General features: G+C 73.9%; 16 protein-coding genes. 12 read left to right on the top strand and 4 right to left on the bottom strand.

Annotated features, from left to right (window positions below):
• Nucleotides 1-16: 16 nt before the first annotated feature.
• Nucleotides 17-481: a MarR family winged helix-turn-helix transcriptional regulator gene (locus ACZ407_RS24320; protein ID WP_468131600.1), complete on the bottom strand. Its 465-nt coding sequence runs from the start codon at nt 479-481 to the stop codon at nt 17-19.
• A gap of 124 nt (nt 482-605) precedes the next feature.
• On the opposite strand from ACZ407_RS24320, the gene ACZ407_RS24325 reads away from it, so the two are divergent.
• The 4 genes from ACZ407_RS24325 to ACZ407_RS24340 all read left to right on the top strand — a co-directional run bounded on the left by ACZ407_RS24325 (nt 606) and on the right by ACZ407_RS24340 (nt 7199).
• On the top strand, nt 606-1391 hold the full coding sequence (locus tag ACZ407_RS24325) for a dioxygenase family protein (protein WP_468131602.1): 786 nt from the start codon (nt 606-608) through the stop codon (nt 1389-1391).
• Nucleotides 1392-1532: 141 nt separating this feature from the next.
• Nucleotides 1533-2105 carry a DoxX family protein gene (locus tag ACZ407_RS24330; protein WP_468131604.1) on the top strand — a complete coding sequence of 191 codons (573 nt, stop codon included), beginning with the start codon at nt 1533-1535 and terminating at the stop codon, nt 2103-2105.
• A 271-nt stretch (nt 2106-2376) separates the two neighbouring features.
• A complete protein-coding gene (locus tag ACZ407_RS24335) occupies nt 2377-5595 on the top strand; it encodes a TIM-barrel domain-containing protein (RefSeq protein ID WP_468131606.1) in 3219 nt (1072 codons plus the stop codon).
• A gap of 383 nt (nt 5596-5978) precedes the next feature.
• Entirely contained in the window at nt 5979-7199 is a 1221-nt protein-coding gene (locus ACZ407_RS24340; protein ID WP_468131608.1) for a S8 family peptidase, read from the top strand.
• An 84-nt stretch (nt 7200-7283) separates the two neighbouring features.
• Here the strand turns inward: ACZ407_RS24340 and ACZ407_RS24345 are convergent, their stop codons facing one another.
• Nucleotides 7284-8636, bottom strand: coding sequence for a M64 family metallopeptidase (locus ACZ407_RS24345; protein WP_468131610.1), 1353 nt, complete (start codon nt 8634-8636; stop codon nt 7284-7286).
• Nucleotides 8637-8777: 141 nt separating this feature from the next.
• On the opposite strand from ACZ407_RS24345, the gene ACZ407_RS24350 reads away from it, so the two are divergent.
• From ACZ407_RS24350 to ACZ407_RS24365, 4 genes are all read left to right on the top strand, one after another.
• Nucleotides 8778-10118: a helix-turn-helix domain-containing protein gene (locus ACZ407_RS24350; protein WP_468131612.1), complete on the top strand. Its 1341-nt coding sequence runs from the start codon at nt 8778-8780 to the stop codon at nt 10116-10118.
• A 78-nt stretch (nt 10119-10196) separates the two neighbouring features.
• Nucleotides 10197-10550, top strand: a complete 354-nt coding sequence (locus ACZ407_RS24355) for a DUF1304 domain-containing protein (protein WP_468131614.1) — start codon at nt 10197-10199, stop codon at nt 10548-10550.
• Nucleotides 10547-11134, top strand: a complete 588-nt coding sequence (locus tag ACZ407_RS24360) for a TetR/AcrR family transcriptional regulator (protein ID WP_468131616.1) — start codon at nt 10547-10549, stop codon at nt 11132-11134. Before ACZ407_RS24355 ends, ACZ407_RS24360 begins: the two co-directional genes overlap by 4 nt.
• A 234-nt stretch (nt 11135-11368) precedes the next feature.
• On the top strand, nt 11369-12409 hold the full coding sequence (locus tag ACZ407_RS24365) for an asparaginase (RefSeq protein WP_468131618.1): 1041 nt from the start codon (nt 11369-11371) through the stop codon (nt 12407-12409).
• 39 nt (nt 12410-12448) lie between these two features.
• Here ACZ407_RS24365 and ACZ407_RS24370 read toward each other — a convergent pair whose 3' ends face one another.
• Nucleotides 12449-12676: a hypothetical protein gene (locus ACZ407_RS24370; protein ID WP_468131619.1), complete on the bottom strand. Its 228-nt coding sequence runs from the start codon at nt 12674-12676 to the stop codon at nt 12449-12451.
• Nucleotides 12677-13005: 329 nt separating this feature from the next.
• Here ACZ407_RS24370 and ACZ407_RS24375 point away from each other — a divergent pair, with 329 nt between their 5' ends.
• Together ACZ407_RS24375 and ACZ407_RS24380 are read left to right on the top strand one after the other, a co-directional pair.
• Nucleotides 13006-14340: a M48 family metallopeptidase gene (locus tag ACZ407_RS24375; RefSeq protein WP_468131621.1), complete on the top strand. Its 1335-nt coding sequence runs from the start codon at nt 13006-13008 to the stop codon at nt 14338-14340.
• Nucleotides 14341-14540: 200 nt separating this feature from the next.
• The gene (locus tag ACZ407_RS24380) at nt 14541-15233 is read left to right on the top strand and encodes an NAD-dependent epimerase/dehydratase family protein (RefSeq protein ID WP_468131623.1); all 693 of its coding nucleotides are present in this window, start codon (nt 14541-14543) and stop codon (nt 15231-15233) included.
• A gap of 67 nt (nt 15234-15300) precedes the next feature.
• Here ACZ407_RS24380 and ACZ407_RS24385 read toward each other — a convergent pair whose 3' ends face one another.
• A complete protein-coding gene (locus ACZ407_RS24385) occupies nt 15301-16836 on the bottom strand; it encodes an MFS transporter (RefSeq protein WP_468131625.1) in 1536 nt (511 codons plus the stop codon).
• A gap of 159 nt (nt 16837-16995) precedes the next feature.
• On the opposite strand from ACZ407_RS24385, the gene ACZ407_RS24390 reads away from it, so the two are divergent.
• A complete protein-coding gene (locus tag ACZ407_RS24390) occupies nt 16996-17442 on the top strand; it encodes a MarR family winged helix-turn-helix transcriptional regulator (RefSeq protein WP_468131627.1) in 447 nt (148 codons plus the stop codon).
• 400 nt (nt 17443-17842) lie between these two features.
• A complete protein-coding gene (locus ACZ407_RS24395; RefSeq protein ID WP_468131629.1) occupies nt 17843-19906 on the top strand; it encodes an RICIN domain-containing protein in 2064 nt (687 codons plus the stop codon).
• The last annotated feature ends 55 nt before the right edge of the window (nt 19907-19961 follow it).

Raw genomic sequence — 19961 nt, forward strand, 5'->3', positions numbered from 1 at the left:
CGCGCCGGGGGCGGAATCAGGCCGATGCGGTGCGCAGCCTTCGGGTGACCTCGCCCAGGCCGTCCGCGATCGCATCCAGCTGCCCGGGGGTGAGCACGTCGATGAGCAGCTCGCGGACCGTGGTGACGTGTCCGGGGGCCGCCCGCTCCAGGAGCTCCCGGCCCGCCTCGGTCAGTACCGCGTAGACCCCGCGGACATCGGAGGGGCAGCTGCGCCGGCGGACCAGCCCGGCCTTCTCCAGCTGCCCGACCTGGTAGGTCAGACCGCTCTTGGAGTTGATCAGCGCATCGGCCAATTCGGTCATGCGCAGCTCCCCGTCGGGGTGTGCGGACAGCCGGACGAGGATCTCGTACTGCGCGTGGGAGAGGCCCGAGTCCTCCTTCAGCTGCTGGTCGAGGCGCCGGTTCAGCAGGGCGCCGGCCGCGAGGAAGGCCTTCCAGGCGCGCATCTCGCTCTCGTCGAGCCATCTCGTTTCTGCCATGGACCCAGCCTACGGCAGTTGTTCAAATTTGAATCGGGCGGTACTGTCGCGGTGTGGTTCGAATTTGAACCACGCCGCCGCCGTCCGTCCGCCCTCGGGTGCGCTCACACTGGGAGAGAGCACGATGACCACTGCGACCCCCGGGCGCATGCCCGCCCTCTACCTCAGCCACGGCGCACCTCCGCTGGCCGACGACCCCGTATGGCCCGGCCAGCTCGCCGCCTGGTCCGCCGGGCTGCCCCGGCCGCGGGCGATCCTGATGGTCTCCGCCCACTGGGAAGAGGCTCCGCTCGCCCTCGGCGCCACCGCGCAGGTGCCCCTCGTCTACGACTTCTGGGGCTTCCCCGAGCACTACTACCGCGTCCGGTACGACGCTCCCGGCGCGCCCGCGCTGGCCGAAAGCGTGCGGAAACTGCTGCGCGCGCCGGGCGTGCCGGTCCAGGACATCCCGGACCGCGGGCTCGACCACGGCGCGTACGTCCCGCTCGTCGAGATGTACCCGGGGGCCGACATCCCGGTGCTCCAGATCTCCATGCCCACGCTCGACCCGCGCCGGCTCATGGACATCGGGCGCAAGCTCGCCCCGCTGCGCGACGAGGGCGTGCTGATCGTCGGCAGCGGCTTCTTCACCCACAACCTCGCCGCCCTGCGGCACACCGGGCCCGACGTACCCGGGTGGTCCGCGGAGTTCGACGACTGGGGCCGCCGGGCCCTGGAGTCGGGCGACGTGGACTCCCTGCTCGACTTCGAGCACAAGGCCCCCGCCGGCCGGCTGGCCCACCCGCGCACCGAGCACTTCGCCCCGCTGTTCGTCACGCTCGGCGCGGCACAGGACGAGCTCGGCACCCAGCGCACCGCCGTGGACGGCTTCTGGATGGGGCTGGCCAAGCGGTCCCTCCAGTTCGGCTGACCTTCGGCCGAGCCGTCGCGCCCCGCCTCCCGGGGTGCACGTTCCCCGCACGACCCTCCGCGCACGACCCTCCGCGCACGACCCTCCCCGCCCGCCCGCGCCGCCGTCTGCCCGGCGGCCGATCCCCTCGGAGACGCATCCATGAGTTCTGCTTCCGCCACCCCCCGCCCCGCTGCGGCCCCGGCCGCCGCCGACGGGCTCGCCGCCCCGCATCCGGCGACCCTGCACGCCTACGACCTCGGGCTGCTGCTGTTCCGCATCGCCCTCGGCCTGACCATGACCGGCCACGGGGTCCAGAAGCTGTTCGGCTGGTTCGGCGGCGGCGGGATCAGCGGGACCGGTGCCTTCTTCAGCTCCAGCGGCTACCCGGCCGGAGAGGCGATGGCGGTCGTCGCGGGCCTCAGCGAGACCCTGGGCGGGCTCGGCCTGGCCTTCGGCCTCCTCACCCCGCTGGCCGGGGCGGCCGTGGCCGGCACCATGGTCAACGCCCTGGCGGTCGTCTGGAACGGCCACTTCCTCGCCGGGGCGAACGGCGGGGCCGAGTACGAGGTGCTGCTGCTGGCCGGCGCCGTCGCCCTGACGCTGACGGGGCCGGGCCGCTACGCCCTCGACCGCTTCGTGCCGGTCGTGCGCAGCCACCGGCTCCAGTACGGGGCGGCTGCGCTCGCCCTGGCCGCGGTGCTCGCCGCCGCCACCCTCATCGCGCGTTCGTAGCGGCGGCGGGTGCACCGGCGCCCCTGCTGCACCACCCTCCTCGGGAGCCCGACGGCAGAACTGCCGTCGGGCTCCTGCGCGTTGGTGCGCGGGAGTTCCTGCGTACCGATGCTTCATTGCGTGAACGTGCTTGGTAGCAGCCAGTTTCGAGCAACTTCTTTCAAATGGAACCGGCTTCGCGCTATGTTGCCGGGCGCATGCCAAACGACTCGCGCGTCACGAGGGCTGCGCCACCCGCCCCGGGACCGCATGACGAGCTGCTGGAGCTGCCATGAGACTCGGCCTGCCGCGCACCGCCCGCCCGCATCCCGGCCCACGCCCGGACCCGCACCGCCCACGCAAACGCAGGGGCCCCCTGCGCGCCCTGGGGTCCCTCCTCGCCTCCGCCCTCGCCGCCGCGGCGCTGGCCACCGCCGGGCCGGCCGCCCCGGCCGCCGCCTCCTCGGCCGGATCGGTCACCGGCTTCGCCCAGTCCGGCAACACCTTCACGGTCACCGCCTCCACCGGCGCCAAGGCCCGCGTGGTCGTGGCCCGTTCGGACATCTTCCGGATCTGGCTCTCGCCCGACGGCTCCTTCGCCGACGACCCTGCCGGGTCCGACCTCGCCGTCACCACCGACTTCGGCTCCGTGAACACCTCGTACACCGATGCGGGCGGCTACTACCGGATCAGCACCGGCGCCTTGTCCATCCGCGTGAACAAGTCCCCGCTCCAGTTCTCCGTCTACCGGGCCGACAACACCACCCCCGTCTGGCAGGAGACCCAGCCGACCAGCTGGACCGGCACCCAGACCACCCAGTACCTGGCGCGCGGCGCCGACGAGCAGTTCTACGGGACCGGGCTGCGGCTCGGCGAATGGGCCCTGCGCGGCAAGACCGTCCCCGTGGCCGTCGACAACAAGTGGCGCGAGAACAACAACGCCAGCCCGGCGCCCTTCTACATGTCCACCAACGGCTACGGGGTCATGCGCAACACGTGGGCCCCCGGCTCGTACAGCTTCGGCGCCCCCGGCTCCTTCACCCACAACGAAAAGCGCTTCGACGCCTGGTACTTCACCGGCGACTCCCTCAAGGGCGTGCTCGACGCCTACACCGACGTGAGCGGGAAGCCGTTCCTGGCCCCGATGTGGGGCTTCGAACTCGGCAACGCGGACTGCTTCAACGCCTCCAACCCCGACTACCAGGGCGACCACAACCGGGCCCGCCACCAGACCACCCCCGACGTGGTCGGCTATGCCGCCGACGCGCGCGCGGCCGACATGCCCTCCGGCTGGTTCCTGCCCAACGACGGCTACGGCTGCGGCTACACCGCCCCCCTCAAGTCCACCGTGGACGCCCTGCGCGCCAAGGGCTTCCAGACCGGCCTGTGGACCTCCACCGGCCTGTCCGGCATCGCCGACGAGGTCGGGGTCGCCGGCACCCGCGGGGTCAAGACCGACGTGGCCTGGATCGGCAGCGGCTACAAGTACGCCTTCAACGGGGTGCAGCAGGCCGTGGACGGCATCGAGAAGAACTCCGACGCCCGCCGCTACGTGTGGACGGTGGACGGCTGGGCCGGCACCCAGCGCAACGCCGTCGTCTGGACCGGCGACACGTACGGCACCTGGGACGACATGCGCTGGCACGTCCCGGCCATCGCCGGCGCGGGCCTGTCCGGCCTCAACTACGCGGCCGGCGACGTGGACGGCATCTTCGGCGGCAGCCCCAAGACGTACGTGCGCGACCTCCAGTGGAAGGCGTTCACCCCGGCGTTCATGACGATGTCCGGCTGGGGCGCCACCAACCCCTCCGCCGGCTACCAGGACAAGCAGCCCTGGCGCTTCGCCGAGCCCTACCTGTCCATCAACCGCAAGTACCTCCAGCTCAAGATGCGGCTGATGCCCTACCTGTACACGATGAGCCGCACCGCGCACGAGACGGGCGTCCCGAGCACCCGCGCCCTGGTCCTGGAGTACCCGGAGGACCCGGTGGCGCGGGGCAACCTGACCAGCGGCCAGTTCATGGCCGGCGACGCCTTCCTGGTGGCCCCGGTGGTCTCCGACACCTCCGTCCGAGACGGGATCTACCTGCCCGCCGGGACCTGGACCGACTACTGGACGGGCCGCACGTACGCGGGCCCCGGCTGGCTCAACGGCTACGCGGCCCCGCTCGACACCCTGCCGCTGTTCGTCAAGGGCGGCTCCGTGGTGCCGATGTGGCCGCAGATGAACCACACCGGCGAGAAGCCGGTCTCCACCCTCACCTACGACATCCATCCGCGCGGCAACTCCACCTTCACCCTGTACGAGGACGACGGCCTGACCCGCGCCCACCAGAACGGCGCGTTCGCCCGGCAGAAGGTGGACGTCAGCGCGCCCGCCTCCGGCACCGGTGACATCACCGTCTCCGTCGGCGCCCCGACCGGCAGCTACACGGGCAAACCCGCCTCCCGGGGCTACGAGTTCACCCTGCACGTGGCCGCAGCCCCCGGTGCCGTGACGGCCGACGGCTCCGCCCTGCCGGCCCACGCCACCCGCGCGGCCTACGACGCGGCCGCCACCGGCTGGTACTTCGACCCCGCCGATCGCGCGGGCGTCCTGCGGGTCAAGACCGGCAGCAAGTCCGCCGCCTTCACCCTCACGGCCACCGGGACGCGGCTGCCCGCAGCCGAGCCCGTCCCCGCCGCCACCCCCATCCCGCAGAGCGGGTGGAGCGTGGCGTACGCCGACAGCCAGGAGACGGCGGCGGAGAACGGGGCCGCGGCGAACGCGATCGACGGCAACCCGGCCACGATGTGGCACACGGCCTGGTCCGCCGCGAAGCCGGCCGCGCTGCCGCACGAGATCCAGATCGACCTGGGGGCCCGCTACACCCTCGACGGGCTGGGCTACCTGCCCCGCCAGGACGGCGGCTCCAACGGCCGCATCGGCGGCTACGAGGTGTACGTGTCCGACACCACCGCGAGCTGGGGCTCCCCGGTGGCCACCGGCACCTTCGCCGACTCGGCCGCCGCGAAGAGCGTGCCGCTGGCCGGGCGCACCGGACGCTACCTGCGCCTGAAGGCGCTCACGGAAGCGGGCGGACGGGGGCCGTGGACCAGCGCGGCCGAGATCACCGCCACGGGGCGGCCGGCCCCGCTGCCGGCCGACGCCACCCTGGTCAACGCGGAGTCCACCACCTGCGTGGACCTGCCGTACAGCGCGACTGCGCCGGGCACCGAGCCGGCGCTGTACTCCTGCCACGGCGGCGCCAACCAGCGCTGGACCCTCCGGTCGGACGGACGGCTCACCGGGCTCGGCGGCACCTGCCTCGACGGGACGGCGGCGGCCCGGGTGACCATCCAGAGCTGTTCCGGTGGCGCCGGGCAGGTGTGGCAGCTGGGGGCGCAGAGCACGGTGCGCAACGGGGGGCTGTGCCTCGCGCCGGTGGGCGGGGGGAGTGCCAACGGCACGAAGCTGGTGCGTGCGACGTGCGACAACAGCGCCGCCCAGCGCTGGTCCTTCACGCCGTAGCGGGCCGGGCGGCCCGCACTCCCCGTCATGCCGTCCCGGCGCCCGCCGGCCGGGGCGGCATGACGGTGTCCGGGGGCGGGGGCCATGCCCTGCGGGGCTTTCCCCTACCCGCCCCTTCCCGAACCGGGGCTCCGCCCCGGACCCCGCGCCTCAATCGCCGGCGAGGCTGGATCGTCCAGCCCGTCCGGCGTTTGAGGACCGGGGGTGTGGGGGCGGAGCCCCCGCTTCGGGAAGGGGCGGGGAGGGGAAGGGCTCCGCGCAGCGGGGGCCTCGGGCGCCGGCCCCCTTGTGCGCGGGGCCGCGGGGAGGGAGCCTGGCGGGCGCGCGCAGTGCCCTGTCCGGCCGGATCCCCACGCCAGGTCGACGAAAGGTCGAGGTGTCACATGAGTGCGTTACGAGGCAGGCGAACGTGGTCGGTGCTGCTGTCCGCCGCCGCGGCGGCCGCAGGACTCCAGGCCGGGGCCGGGACCGGGACCGCGGCCGCGGCCGCGAGCGGCCCCGCCGCGGTCGTGCCCGGCAGCTGGATCGTCGTGCTGAAGGAACCCGCCGCACACGGCCGGCCCGCCGCCGTCGAGGACACGGCACGGGACCTCCTCGGCAGGGCGGACGGCGCCCGGCTCGGCTACGTCTACCGGTCCGCACTGCGCGGGTTCTCCGTACGGACGGGACGCGCGCAGGCCGCGCGGATCGCCGCGGATCCGCGGGTGGCCCGGGTCGAGCCGGACCGGGTCGTGCGGCTGGCCCCGCCGGCACGGGCCGGGGCGCGGGCGGGCGTGCCCTGGGGCCTGGACCGGATCGACCAGCGCAGGCTGCCGCTCTCCGGGACCTACACCCCGCCGTCCACGGGCGCCGGGGTTCGCCTGTACGTGATCGACACCGGACTGCGCACCACGCACACGGAGTTCGGCGGCCGGGCCTCGGTCGGCACGGACACCGTGGGCGACGGGCAGAACGGCAACGACTGCAACGGCCACGGCACCCACGTCGCGGGCATCGCCGCAGGCCGTACCTACGGGGTGGCCAAGGAGGCCCGCCCGGTGGCGGTGCGCGTGCTCAACTGCCAAGGAGCCGGCACCACTTCGGCCGTGATCGCGGGCATCGACTGGGTGAGCGCGCACGCGGTGCGCCCGGCCGTGGCCAACATGAGCCTGGGCGGGGCCGTCAGTTCCGTGCTGGACTCCGCGGTCCGCAACTCGGTGGCCTCCGGCATCACGTACACCGCCTCGGCGGGCAGCTCGGGCTCCGCGGACGGGGCGTGCAGCACCTCGCCGGCCCGGCTGCCCGAAGTCGTCAGCGTCGGGTCGAGCGACAGCGCCGACCGCCGGGCCGCGTCCTCCAACTACGGGAACTGCGTGAGCCTGTTCGCGCCCGGCGTGGGCATTCCCTCGGCATGGAAGGACGGCGACACCGCCACGGCCGTGCTCAGCGGGACCTCGATGGCCACCGCGCACGCGGCCGGCGCCGCCGCCCTGCACCTCTCCCGGCATCCGGCGGACACCCCCGGCCGGGTCAAGCAGGCGCTCGTGGCCAACGCCACGACGGGCGTGCTCCAGGGCACCCCGCCGGTGGCGCCCGACCGACTGCTCTACGTGCTGTACCGCTGAGGCGGGCGCACCCGCCCGAAGCCGGCCGTACGGGAACCGCCCCCCGGGGGTGGTTCCCGTACGGCCGGCGGACCGCCGTCAGGCTCAGCGGTGGACGTTCCAGCGGATCTTCGACTTCAGGGTCGCGGCGATCTTCGGGTCGCGGACCGAGGGCGTCTTGTCCTCCACGGCCACGCCGAGCTTGTGCGTGCCGCCGTCGGCGAGCCGGCCGCTCAGGTCCGCGACCGCCACCTTGGTACGGCCGCGCAGCGAGCGCAGCTCCTTGCCGTCGAAGTACCAGCGGATCGTGAACTGCCGCCCGTCCGCGCCCGTGAGGCGCGGCACGGAGATCTTGACGGTCTTGCCCGGGCGCAGGGTCGCGCCGGTCGGGGTGAGCGCGGTGACCGGGTTGGCGTGCCGGTGGAACCCGGCGATCATCGCCTCCACGCCCGGCAGGTTGAACGGCTTGCCGAGGATGCGCATGAGGGAGTTGTCGGTGGGCCGGTTGAGGCCCTTGACGTAGTAGCCGCCGCCCTCGTAGGTGCCGACCTTGCCGCCGTCGGGGGAGGTCTCGCCCAGCCAGCGGAACCACTTGGTCCGCTGCGCGGCCAGCGTGTCGGCGGTCAGGGTGCTGATGTTGGAGTCGCCGGGCTCCTCGCCCTTGTACTCCTCGTAGCCGGGGTAGCCCGGGTAGAAGTACTCGTCGGCGAGCTTGCCGAGGGAGTGCCCGGTCTCGTGGATGGCCACCTGGCCGGACTTCGCGTTGCCCGCGGAGGCGGTGGATATGCCCTCGTAGCCGAGGGTCTTGCTCGGCTCGTTGTACCCGGCGCCGCCGTACTTGGTGCTGTTGGACAGCACGAGGACGAGGTCGGCGTCGGGGGCCTTGGCCACGTACTTGTCGACCTTCGCCTGGTCCACGCACAGCAGCCGCTCGATGCCGTCGCACCAGAAGTAGGAGCCGAGGGCGGTGTCGCGGACCGTGTTCGCGTCCGGGTCGCCCGAGACGCCCGACTGGTTCGAGACCGCGTCGACGGTCCACACGTTGAACAGGTTGCGGTAGGTGGTGTACGGCTCCACCGAGGTCAGCTCGGCCCACTTGGCCTTCGCGTCGGCGTGGAACTTGGCCTGCTCGGCGGCCGTGTACCCGTCGCCGACCACGACGATGTCCAGCCGGTCCTTGGTGCGCCCGTTGTAGACGAGCTTGGCGAGCTCGCCGTCCAGGGCCGCCTCGGAGGAGGACAGCGGGCCGGACGGCTTGTTGCGGCCCGCAGCCGGGACTTCGGTGTGGCCGGAGCCGGCGGCGGTGCCGCTCTCGGGGCCGGGGATCTCGACGGTGACCCCGCCCGGCCCGGCCTGCGGGGGTGCGGCGGCCGCCCCTCCCGGAAGGGTGGCCAGGACGGCGGTGGCGGTGGTGGCCACCCCGGCCGCGATGACAGCTCTGCGCAGCGCTGAACGCATGAAAACCTCTCCCCGACGGGACAGTTAAGCAGGCGAATAAGTACGATGAACGAGTTGCTTAACTTAGGGGCGGGCAGGGGTCGTACGCAACGTCCCGGCGCCGCCGGACACGGGAGCGCCGCAAACGCAAGGGGGTCTGCCATGGATGAACCGGCCGAGATCGGACGCCGCGTGCAAACGCTGCGCGGTCGCCTGGGGCTGACCCAGCGCCAGCTCGCCGAGCCCGCGTACACCCCCGCGTACATCTCCACCCTGGAGTCCGGCCGGGTCCGGCCCTCCGAGACGGCGCTGCGGTTCCTCGCCCAGCGGCTCGGCACCACCTTCGAGGAGCTGGCCACCGGACGCCCCGCCCGCCTCGCCACCGAACTGCGCCTGGGACTCACCGACGCACAGCGGCAGCTGGCCACCGGAGCCGCCGACGAGGCCGCGGTCGGCTACCGCCGGCTGCTCACCGACGCCGAGCACCTGGACCTCGTGCCCGAGCAGGCCGAAGCCCTCCTCGGGCTCGGCGACTGCGCCCTGGAGGCCGGTGAACTCGACGACGCGCGCCGCCACTTCGAGGCCGCCGAGGTGCTGCTCGCCGAGGAGCCGCTGCCCCGCCGGGCCCGCGCGGTCCGCGGCCGGGCCGTCGCCCACCTCCTCGCCGGGGAGCTCCGGTACGCCTGCTACCTGCTCGAAGCGGCCATCGACGAGCTCACCACCGGGGGACTGGCCGACCCCGAGGCCCTGCTCCTGCTGTACGCCGCCATCATCGGCCCGTACATCGACATGGGCGCCCACGCCCGGGCCGCGCACGCTGCCGAACTCGCCCTCGCCCTCGCCCCGCAGGCCGCCGACCCCGCACTGGTCGCCGGCATGCACCGGCAGGTGGCGCGGACCTTCCTCGCCGAGGGGCGCACCGCCGACGCCGACGCCTCCCTGGCCAAGGCCCAGTCCATCTACCGCCAGCTCCAGCTGCACACCGACCTGGCGCACTGCCACTGGATGCGCGGCTACGTACTCGCGCAGAACGGCGAACTGGCCGATGCCGAGCGTGAGTTGCGTACTGCCCGGACCATGCTCTCGGTCAAGCGCGCCGCACTGTACACCGCCCAGGTGGAGGTGGAGCTCGCGGACGTGCTGCGCCGCCTCGGCCGGCGGGACGAGGCCGTGGGGCTGCTGTCCGCCCTGCTGGAACTCGACGACCGGCACGGCGCCGTGCACGCCGCCGGCGCCCACCGCCTCCTCGGCCTGATCGCCGAGGAGCAGGGCGAGGCCGAGGAGGCGGAGGAGCACTACGTACGGGCCCTCGCCCTGCTGGAGCGCAGCGGCGCGAGCGGGGACCTGGCCGACCTGTGCCGGCTCCTGGGCGACCTGCTGCGCCGCACCGGGCGCACCGAGGCGGCGCTGGATGTCTACCGGACCGGTCTGGGGCACCGCGCCACCCCGGGGACCACCACCCTCGGACCGGCACCCGCCGGTCCGCAGCTCCCGCCGGGCTGACCGGCCCGCCCGTCCGGCCGCTCCGGATGCGGACTCCTCCACTTCCTGTACAGTTGTCCAGGAAGTGGAGGAGTTCTCATGCATGTCACCGCACAGATCCTGACCGCCGCCGTCGCGGCCCTGCACGCCTACATCCTGGTCCTGGAGATGTTCCTGTGGGAGCGGCCGCCGGGCCGCCGCCTCTCCGGGTTCGACGCGGACCTCGCCCGCCGGACCGCCGCGCTCGCCGCCAACCAGGGCCTGTACAACGGCTTCCTCGCGGCCGGCCTGGCCTGGTCCCTGATCACCGGAGACCTGGGCGTGCAGGTGTTCTTCCTCGTCTGCGTGATCGTCGCGGGCTGCTACGGGGCCGCGACCGCGAACCGGCGCATCCTCTTCGTCCAGGCCCTGCCCGCCGCACTGGCCCTCGGCGCGGCCCTGCTCGCCGCGTGAACCCGGGCGCCGCCGAGGACCCCCGTACCGCCCGCACCAAGGCCCGGCTGCGCGAGGCGCTGCTCGCCGAGTGCGCGGACCGGGCCCTCGGCGAGGTGAGCGTGTCCGCCGTGGTCCGCCGGGCGGGGGTCGGCCGCGCCACCTTCTACCTCCATTACGAGGACCTGACCGGGCTCGCGGTCGACGCCTGCGCGGAGGTGGTGCACGCGGCCGTGGACGCGCTGCACGCCTGGCAGACCGGGCCCGCGGCCATTCCGCCGGTCCGCCCGCCGGCCGCCCTCGCCGAGTTCCTCGCGGCCACCGCCCGCCACGGCGACCTGCACCGCACCCTGCTGCTGCCGGGCGGGGCCGGACCGCTCGGCGACCGGCTCCACGGGGAGCTCCGGGCCCGCGCGCACGCCGAACGGGAGCGGGCCGGCGCCCCGCACTCCGAGCTGGTGGCCTCGGCCGTCGCGGGCACCTTCACCGCCGTGCTCGCCGACTGGCTGCACGGCACCGTCCCCGGCGGACCGCAGCAGCTCGCCGAGCGGCTCTGGCCCCTGCTGCTCGCCCTGCACCGGGCGGGCGGGACCGGCGCGAACTGACCGCAGCCGCCGCCCGGCCGGCCTGCACTCCCTCACGCACGCCGGAGGGGGTTTCCAGTGGTACGCAATGTTTCGCTCCGAAAAGTGGAGCCAACGCAAGGATCCACCACAGAGAAACATTCCTGCATGAAAACTAGCGATCCGATTGCGCGCCCAAATCCTTAATATTGCGCGAGCACGCCCGGGATCCCCAGGGCTGCCACTGCATGAACGGCACGAAGAGAGGTGGCCATCGTGGGACGGGTCGTCGTCATCAGCACCGGCGGAACCATAGCCAGCCGCTGGCAGGGCACCGGCTTCGCCGCGGACGCCCGCGGCCAGGAGGTCATGGCCACCGCATCCGTCCCCGAGGGCGTCACCGTCGAGGTCGTGGACCTCTTCAGCGTGAACAGCCCCCGGCTGACCACCGCCCACCAGCTCACCCTGCTGCGCACCATCCACGAGGTGCTCGCCGATCCCGAGGTCTCCGGCATCGTCGTCACCCACGGCACCGACACCCTGGAGGAGTCCGCCTTCCTCGTGGACCTCCACCACGACGACCCGCGGCCGGTGGTCTTCACCGGCGCCCAGCGTCCGCTGGACGCCCCCGACGGCGACGGCCCGGCCAACCTCTACGACGCGCTGCTGACCGCCGCGACCGGCCGCGACCTCGGCGTCGTCGTCACCTTCGACGGCCGGGTGCACGCCGCCCGCGGCACGGTGAAGACCCAGACCCTCGCCCACGACGCCTTCGCCAACCCCTCCGGGGACGCCCTCGGCAGCATCGGCTTCGGCCGGGTCTCCGTGCCCGTACGCCCCCGCCGCCCCGCCCCGCTGGCCCTTCCCGCCGTGCCCGACCGGCTGCCGCGCGTGGACATGGTCATGCACCACAGCGACGGGGACCCGGTCCTGTTCGACGCGGCCGTAGCCGCCGGCGCCCAGGGCATCGTGCTCGTGGCCACGGGTGCGGGCAACGCGACCCCCGAGATCGTCGACGCCGTCGCGGACGCCGTCTCGCGCGGGGTGCTCGTCGCCCTGACCACCCGGGTCGCGGCCGGACCCGTGTCCGAGATCTACACCGGGGGCGGGGCGGTCGACCTCGTCGCCGCCGGCGCCGTGCCCACCGGCATCCTGCGGGCCGGACAGGCGCGCATCGCCGTCCTGAGCGCCCTGCTCTCCTCCGCGGACCCCGAGGAGCGGCAGCACGCCCTGCGCCACGCGCTCGGCGAGCCCGCGGACACCGAGCCGCCGGCCGTGCCGCAGACCGAGCCCGCCCCGGAGCTCGCCTCGGCCTGACGGCCCTTCAGCAGACGGCGCCGTGACTCTTGCCCTGACTCACGGCGCCGTCCACTCGTGCGGCCGCTCGGTCTCCCAGCTCACCCAGTCCGGATCGTCCAGCACCGCCTCGGTGTCCGGCAGCCCGGCCCGCCGCAGGAAATCCAGCAGCTCCCCGTCGCTGTACGCGATCCCGAGCAGCCGGTCGTGACCGCCCTCGTCGCTGACGGAGACCCGGCGGCCGCCCTGGTCGGTGAGCCGGTGTACGCGAATCGGCGCGGAACCCATGCCCACAGCCTGGACCCGCCCCCGCGCCCGCGCACGCGCAAGGGCCACCCGGAGGGCAGGCAGGACACCCGCCGGCGCGGCTCGTGCGGCGAGGCGACCGGCGGAATCCGGCCGACCGGCAGGCCCGGCCCGGCGGGTGGTCCGTACCATCCGGCAGGGCTCCTCGGCGCGTTCCCCCCGGGCCGTCCCGGCCCGGGCGGGGTGCGACCGGGCCGGAGCGATCCGGCCACCGGCCCCGCGCGGGCCACGGGCGGCCCGGCGGCCGGGCACTAGGCTGCGCCGACCGGGGCGCCCGCAGCCGGCAGCCGCACCTGACGGGGACGTCAGACGTGGAGAACGGCACGGCCGTGCGCACCGGCCGGTCGCAGTGCTGCCCGGACTGCGGGAGCGCACTGCCGGACATGGACGAGCGCTTCGTCCGCTGGTGCGAGTCCTGCGACTGGAACGTGGACCCCGGTGCCCCGGACCCGGAGCCCGGCCGGGTGGCCGCCTTCCGGCGCCGCCTGGCCGCACGGTACGGAGCGCAGCAGCTCGCCGAGGCCGAGAGCGGCGCGGCCGGTCCCGCCGGGTGCCGCCCGGCCACCGTGGCGGCCCTGGCCGTGGCCCTCCTCGTGCACGGGGCGACCGCGCTGCTGCTGGTGGCGGGCGCGCTGGTGGCCGTGCTCGGCTGGGGCGAAGGCGTGCAGCCGGTGCTGGGGGGCGCGCTCGTCGCGCTGGCCGTCCTGCTCCGGCCGCGGTTCGGCAAACTGCCCGAAGACGCCCGACGGCTGGACCGGGCCGCCGCTCCGGTCCTGTTCGGGCTGGTGGACGAGGTCGCGGCGGCCACCGGAACCACGGGCGTGGACACCGTCGTGGTCGACGCCTCGGCCAACGCGGGGGTCACCACGTACGGAGTGCGCGGCCGCCGGCTCCTGGTGCTCGGCCTCGGCCTGTGGGAGATCCTCACCCCGCAGGAGCGGGTCGCCCTGCTCGGGCACGAGCTGGGGCACTTCTCCCACGGCGACGTGCGCCGCGCGGCCGTGATCGGCGGCGCCCTGCGCTCCCTCGGCACCTGGTGGTACCTGCTGGCCCCCTCCGAGCCGCACTCCCTGGCGGACCGCTTCACCAACGCCGCCGTCTTCCTGCCCCGGCAGGCGGTGACCGGGTTGATCCTCCTCCTGGACCACCTCACGCTCCGCGAGTCGCAGCGCGCCGAGTACCTGGCGGACGCCGGGGCCGCACGGGCCGGATCCACCGAGGCCGCGGTGGCCCTGATGGACCGACTGCTGGTGCTGCCGTCCGCGGCCCGGCAGCTGCGGCGGGCGGCGGTCGCTGCCGGGACCCGCGGCACGGCGGGCCGCGCCGCGCACGCCGGGTCCGCCCGGCCGGGCGGGTCGGGCGGGTCCGGAGCCTCGGAGCCGGGGCTGTGGGAGCAGCTGGCCGCGCACGCCGCCTCCGTGCCGGACCGCGAGTACGAACGCCTGCGCCGGGTCTCGGCGCGGCGCGGGCACAGCGTGGACGACACGCATCCGCCCACCCATCTGCGCCGCCGGTGCCTGCTGGCGGCGGGCCCCCGACCGGCGCGGGTCGTCTGCGACGGGACGAGGGCCGCGGCCCTCGCCGCGGAACTGGCCCCGGCCCGCGCCGCCCTGGCCCGCGAGGTCCTGCACGGGCGGGGCTGCTGACGCGGGGTACGCGGGCGGACACCCCCGGACCGGCCGCCGGGACCGGCGCCGGACACGCCGGGGAGCGGGGGCAACCCCGGGGGCGGACCGGGGGCGGGCAGACTGCGGTTCCGTCCGGATCCGTGCGAGCGCCCGCGCCGGCTCCGCGTCCGGGACCATGTCCATGTCCGCGTCCGTGTGCACCGTGCTGGGAGCAGCCCATGAAGGTCGTCGTCTTCGGAGCCTCCGGGATGATCGGTCAGGGGGTGCTGCGCGCCTGCCTGGCGGATCCCGGGATCACCGGCGTGACCGTCGTCAACCGCAGGCCCCTGGGGCACGCACATCCGAAGCTGCGCGAGGTCCTGCACCAGGACTTCGCCGACTACACGGCGGTCGCGGGGGAGTTCTCCGGGGCGGACGCCTGCTTCTTCTGCCTCGGGGTCTCCGTCGCCGGACACGACGAGGCCTCCTACACCCGGGTCACCTACGCGTACACCCTCGCCGCGGCCCGGGCCCTGGCCGAGGCCCACGCGGCGGGCCGGGCCCCCGGAGACCCGTCCCGCCCCGTCTTCACGTACGTCTCGGGAGAGGGCACGGACAGCACCGAGCGCGGACGCCGGATGTGGGCGCGGGTCAAGGGGCGGACCGAGAACGCGCTGCTGGCGATGGACCTCCACGCGTACGTCTTCCGGCCCGGCTACATCCATCCGGTGCACGGCGAGGTCTCCCGCACCCGCGCCTACCGCATCAGCTACGCGCTCACGTCCTGGCTGTACCCGCTGCTGCGCCGGGTCGCGCCCGGCCACACGACCACGACCGAGCACCTGGGCCGGGCGATGATCGCGGTCACCCGGCTGCACGGCACCGGCCCGCGGATCCTCTACAGCAAGGACATCGACCGGCTGGGCGCCTGAACGCCGAAGGGCCCCGGTGGAGACCGGGGCCCTTCGGCGCGTGGTGCCGCGGGGTGCGGCGTACGGGTCAGGCGGAGGTCTCCGCCTTCGCCTTCGGCTGCTCCGCGTCCGCGGTCCCGGCAGCCGCATCCGGGGTACCGGCCGCCGCGGCCTGAGCCGCCGTGTGCGGGCGGTGCTGTCCGCGCAGGCCGATCCCGCCGATGACGGCGACCAGCGCGAAGGCGACGGCGCCGATCACGAAGGTGAGGGTGAAGCCCGACTCGGCCGGGAGGGCGGGGACGCCCGCCGGCAGGTGCTCGACGGTCTTCGAGGCCAGGATGGTCGTGACGATGGCACTGCCGATCGCGCTGCCGGTGGAGCGGGAGATCGAGTTGATGCCGTTGGCGATGCCGCTCTGGTGGTGCGGGACGCTCGCCATGATCACGGCGGGCATCGCGGCGTAGCCGAAGCTGACGGCCGCACCGACGACCAGGCCGGCGCCGATCACCGAGAAGGTGTGGTCGTGGTCGAGGGCCAGCCAGCCGAAGCCCGCGGCACCGAGCGCCGCCGCCAGGCCCAGCGCGACCCGGGGGCCGCGGTGCCGGACGATCTGGCCGCCGACCGGGGAGGCGAGCAGCGAGACGATCGCGCCCGGCAGCAGGAACTCGACGGAGGCGCGCAGGATGGACGCGCCGAAGCCGTAGCCGGTCAGCGCCTCGGGCATCTGGACGAGGTAGGAGACGCCCAGGAAGTTCGCGAACATGCCGAAGCCGACGAGGATGCCGGCCAGGTTGGCCATGAGGACCGGGCGGTGCACGAACATCCGCATGTCCACCAGCGGCTCGCCGACCTTGAGCTCGGTGAGGACCCAGACCACCGTCATGACGGCGGCGCCGGCGAAGCTGCCCAGGGTACGGCCGGAGGTCCAGCCCCACTCGTGGCCCTGGGAGATCGGCAGCAGGAGCAGGAGCAGGGTCAGGCCGAGGGTGAGTGCGCCGAGGAAGTCGGTGCGGCCGCCGGTCTTGTGGCGGGTGGCGGGGACGAGTGCGACGACCGCGACCAGGGCGAGGACGGCGAAGCCGGTCGCCATCCAGAAGGCATTGCGGTAGTCGGCGCCGTCACCGGAGGTGAGGAGCCCGGTGGCGACCAGCGCCAGGCCGCTGCCGAACGCCAGCGTGCCGCTGACCAGGGCCATGGCGCCGGGCAGCTTCTGCGGGCGGACCTCCTCGCGCAGGACGGACAGGGCCAGCGGGAAGATCGCGGTGGCGGCGCCCTGGAGGACGCGGCCGAGGATCAGCAGCGGGAGGGAGCCGGCGAGCGCCGCGATCACGGAGCCCGCGACCATCACGCCGAGGACGGCCACCAGAGTGGGCTTCTTGCCGTGCTGGTCGCCGAAGCGCCCGAGCAGCGGGGTGAAGACCGCGGCCGACAGCAGGGTGGCCGTGGTCACCCAGCTGACCCCGGCGGTGGAGGCGCCCAGGTCGTTGCGGATGAGGCCGAGGATCGGGACGGGCAGGGTCTGCATCATCGAAACGACCATCGCGGCGAGGCTCAGGGCGAAGACGATGACCGTCTCGTTTCGGCTGCGCCCGGCTGCCGGGGCGGCGGGGGACTGGGTGCTCATGGCTGGCAGGACCTTCTGGTTGCTTCTCGGGTGAGGTGCAGGTGCTTCAGGTGGCAGATGTTTCATGACCTCAAGTAACTCGATCGAAGGTAGACCCAAATAGTTAAGGTGGTCAAGTAAACAATTGATAATGTGAAGCAATCTGGGTACGCTCGCCGCATGAGCGCCACCGCAACGCCGCACCCCGTCCCCGGCAAGCTCCAGCTGCTGGAGCTGCTCGCCGCGATCGGCGCTGCCCAGTGGCGGGATTTCGCAGCCGCCGCGGCGCGCCACGGGCTCACCTCCACCCAGGCCAAGGTGCTGGCCCAGCTCGACGGACCGCTGCCGATGCGCCGCCTGGCCACCCTCCTGGTGTGCGACGCCTCCAACGTCACGGGGATCGTCGACCGCCTGGAGGCCCGTGGGCTGGTCCGCCGCGAGCCGGACCCGGCCGACCGGCGGGTCAAGAACGTGGTCGCCACCGACGCGGGGCGCGAGATCATCCGCCGGGTGCGCGAGGAGATGCAGGCCACCCACTCCGCGCTCGACACCCTCGACGGCGTGGAGAGCGCCACCCTCCATGCGCTCCTGGAGCGCCTGCGGCCCACGCTGGAGCAGCGCGCCTGAGGTTTCCGGGTGCATCCGGACCGCCGCGCCGGGCGCCGGGTCGGCCGGATGCGGAACCTCGTCCGCGGCGGGCGGGGCCGGGTGTCCGGTGCATCTTTACCTATCGGTAATCGGGGCCCTGCGCCCGGTAATCGACGGTTGAATCCCCGACTGAATCCCCGTCAACAACGATTTCCGCACTATCTCGATTTGATAACGACATCCTTAAGCGGGACTGGACCACTGGGCGGTGACGCGCGTAACTCCCCACGTCCATAAGCGAATTGAGTGTTCATCAAATCAGACCAGCAGGTAACGGATCGGATTCTCGGGCTCGCCTCCCGTTTGTCCGAATTCTCCACGCGAGACGTCTGGCAGGCTCCGACGCACCCACTCCCCTGACCAAGGAATTGAGGTGTGCATGTCCAAGCATCGAAGGCTGAAAGAACGTCAGCGGAAGCCGCGGGGACGCTTCATAGGCATCACCGCCGCCATGGCGGTGGCCGCCGTCGTGGCGGCCGGAGTCGCGTACGAGGCCGGCCGCGAGGACGCGCGGACCGGTCGGCCCGCCCAGGCCCGGCCGGAGACCGCCCTGCTCGTGCCGGCCGCCGCACCGGCCCGCGACGCGGAACCCGCCCCCCTCGACGAGAAGCCCGGCAACGAGCCGGCCCGCGGCATGGTCTACGACGGCCTCAAGCCCGCGCCCAAGGGCGACCGGTGCGCCGGCGTCTACACCACCGCCGCGGGGCACTGCACCCACGGCCCCGACGCCCCGCCGAAGGGCGTGGACATCAAGAAGGACACCCCGCCCGCGGTGAAGTCCGTGGCCAAGGCCGCCGATCCGGCCACGCCCGGCGGCGACCCCTCCCCGGCGCAGGGCAGCGGACGTGCTCAGGACGCGCCCGCCGTCGACGCGCAGGCCCAGGGCACCGCAGCGGCCGCCCCCGCCCCGCGCAAGTCCGCGAGCCCGGCCCGCACCGCCGCGGCCGGCCCCGCCGGGCAGACCGTGCCCTGCGACGGGGACGGGAACACCGGCAACCGGGTCCAGGTGGTCTACGTCCACCCGCCCGGCAGCGACCGCTACGCGCAGTACGCGGCCTCCTTCCGCAAGTGGGCCGCCGACGCCGACGTCATCTACTCGGCCAGCGCCGAGGAGACGGGCGGCATCCGCCACATCCGGTACGTCACCGCCGCCGACTGCACCCCGACCGTGCTCAACATCGAGCTCCCGGACTCCGCCCTGGCCGAGTTCAGCGCCACCAACCGCGCGCTGGCCGCCAAGGGCCTCGACCGCCGCGACCGCAAGTACATGGTCTTCGCGGACGCCCAGGTGTACTGCGGCATCGGCACCTTCAACGGGGACGAGCGCCCCGAGCAGAACAACCTCAGCAACTTCGGCCCCTCCTACGGCCGTACGGACAGCGGCTGCTGGGGCGGACACACCGCCGCCCACGAACTCGGCCACAACCTCGGTGCGGTGAACAACAGCGCCCCCAACACCAGCCGCGGCGCGCACTGCACCGACGAGTGGGACGTCATGTGCTACTCGGACAGCCCGTACTACCCGCAGATGCGCAACGTCTGCACCAACCGGGCCTCCGAGAACATCCTCGACTGCAACCACGACGACTACTTCCACACCAGCCCGCGGCCCGGCAGCTACCTGGCGACCCACTGGAACATCGCGGACAACCAGTTCCTGATGCGCACCAAGGGCGGCGGCGACACGGACCCCGGCCCGAGCCCGAGCCCGAGTCCGAAGCCCAGCCCCACGCCGACCACGCCCGGACCGGGCACCGGACCCGACGTGACGGTGAGCCAGATCCAGGCCGACTCCGCCGTGGTGAGCTGGCCGCAGGTCCGGGGCGCGGCCTGGTACCAGGTGTTCCTCGACGGCAGGCAGCTCACCTGGGTCCAGGGCACCGTGCTGCGCATCTACCGCCTCCAGCCCGGCACCTCGTACAAGGTGGCCGTCTCCGTGCGCGACGCCCAGGGGCGCGACAGCGGACCCGGCACGGCCAGGCGCTTCACCACCCGGAAGGCGGGCGACGGGGCCACCACCCCGAGCCGCCGCTACGTGCTCGGCAACGGCAGCACCGGCATGAACGCCGAGCTGTGGGGCGGCCGCAGCGCGGACGGGACGCTCCTCGTCGGCTCCGCCGCCAACGGGTACGCGCACCAGCAGTGGTACTTCGACGACGCCGGCAGCGGACTCGTGCGCATCCGCTCCGCAGCCTCGGGCAAGTGCCTCCAGCCCGGCGGCACTCCGGCCCCCGGCATGTGGATCGCCCAGCAGCCCTGCGGCACCGCCAAGGCCCAGCAGTGGAAGCTCGGCACCCGCGGCGCGTCCGTCACGGTCACCGACCGCAGCGGGGACTACGCGCTGACCGTCAGCAACCGCCCGTACTACGGGGCCTGGCTGCTCGACCTCCAGCGCAAGGACGGGCGCCCGGCCCAGGCCTGGACCCTCCAGAAGGCCGGCTGACCCCGGCCGGAGTGCCGCTCGGCGCCCAGGCGCCGAGCGGCCACCCGACCGGGCA

The sequence above is a fragment of the Streptomyces sp. NPDC030809 genome (assembly GCF_055572195.1).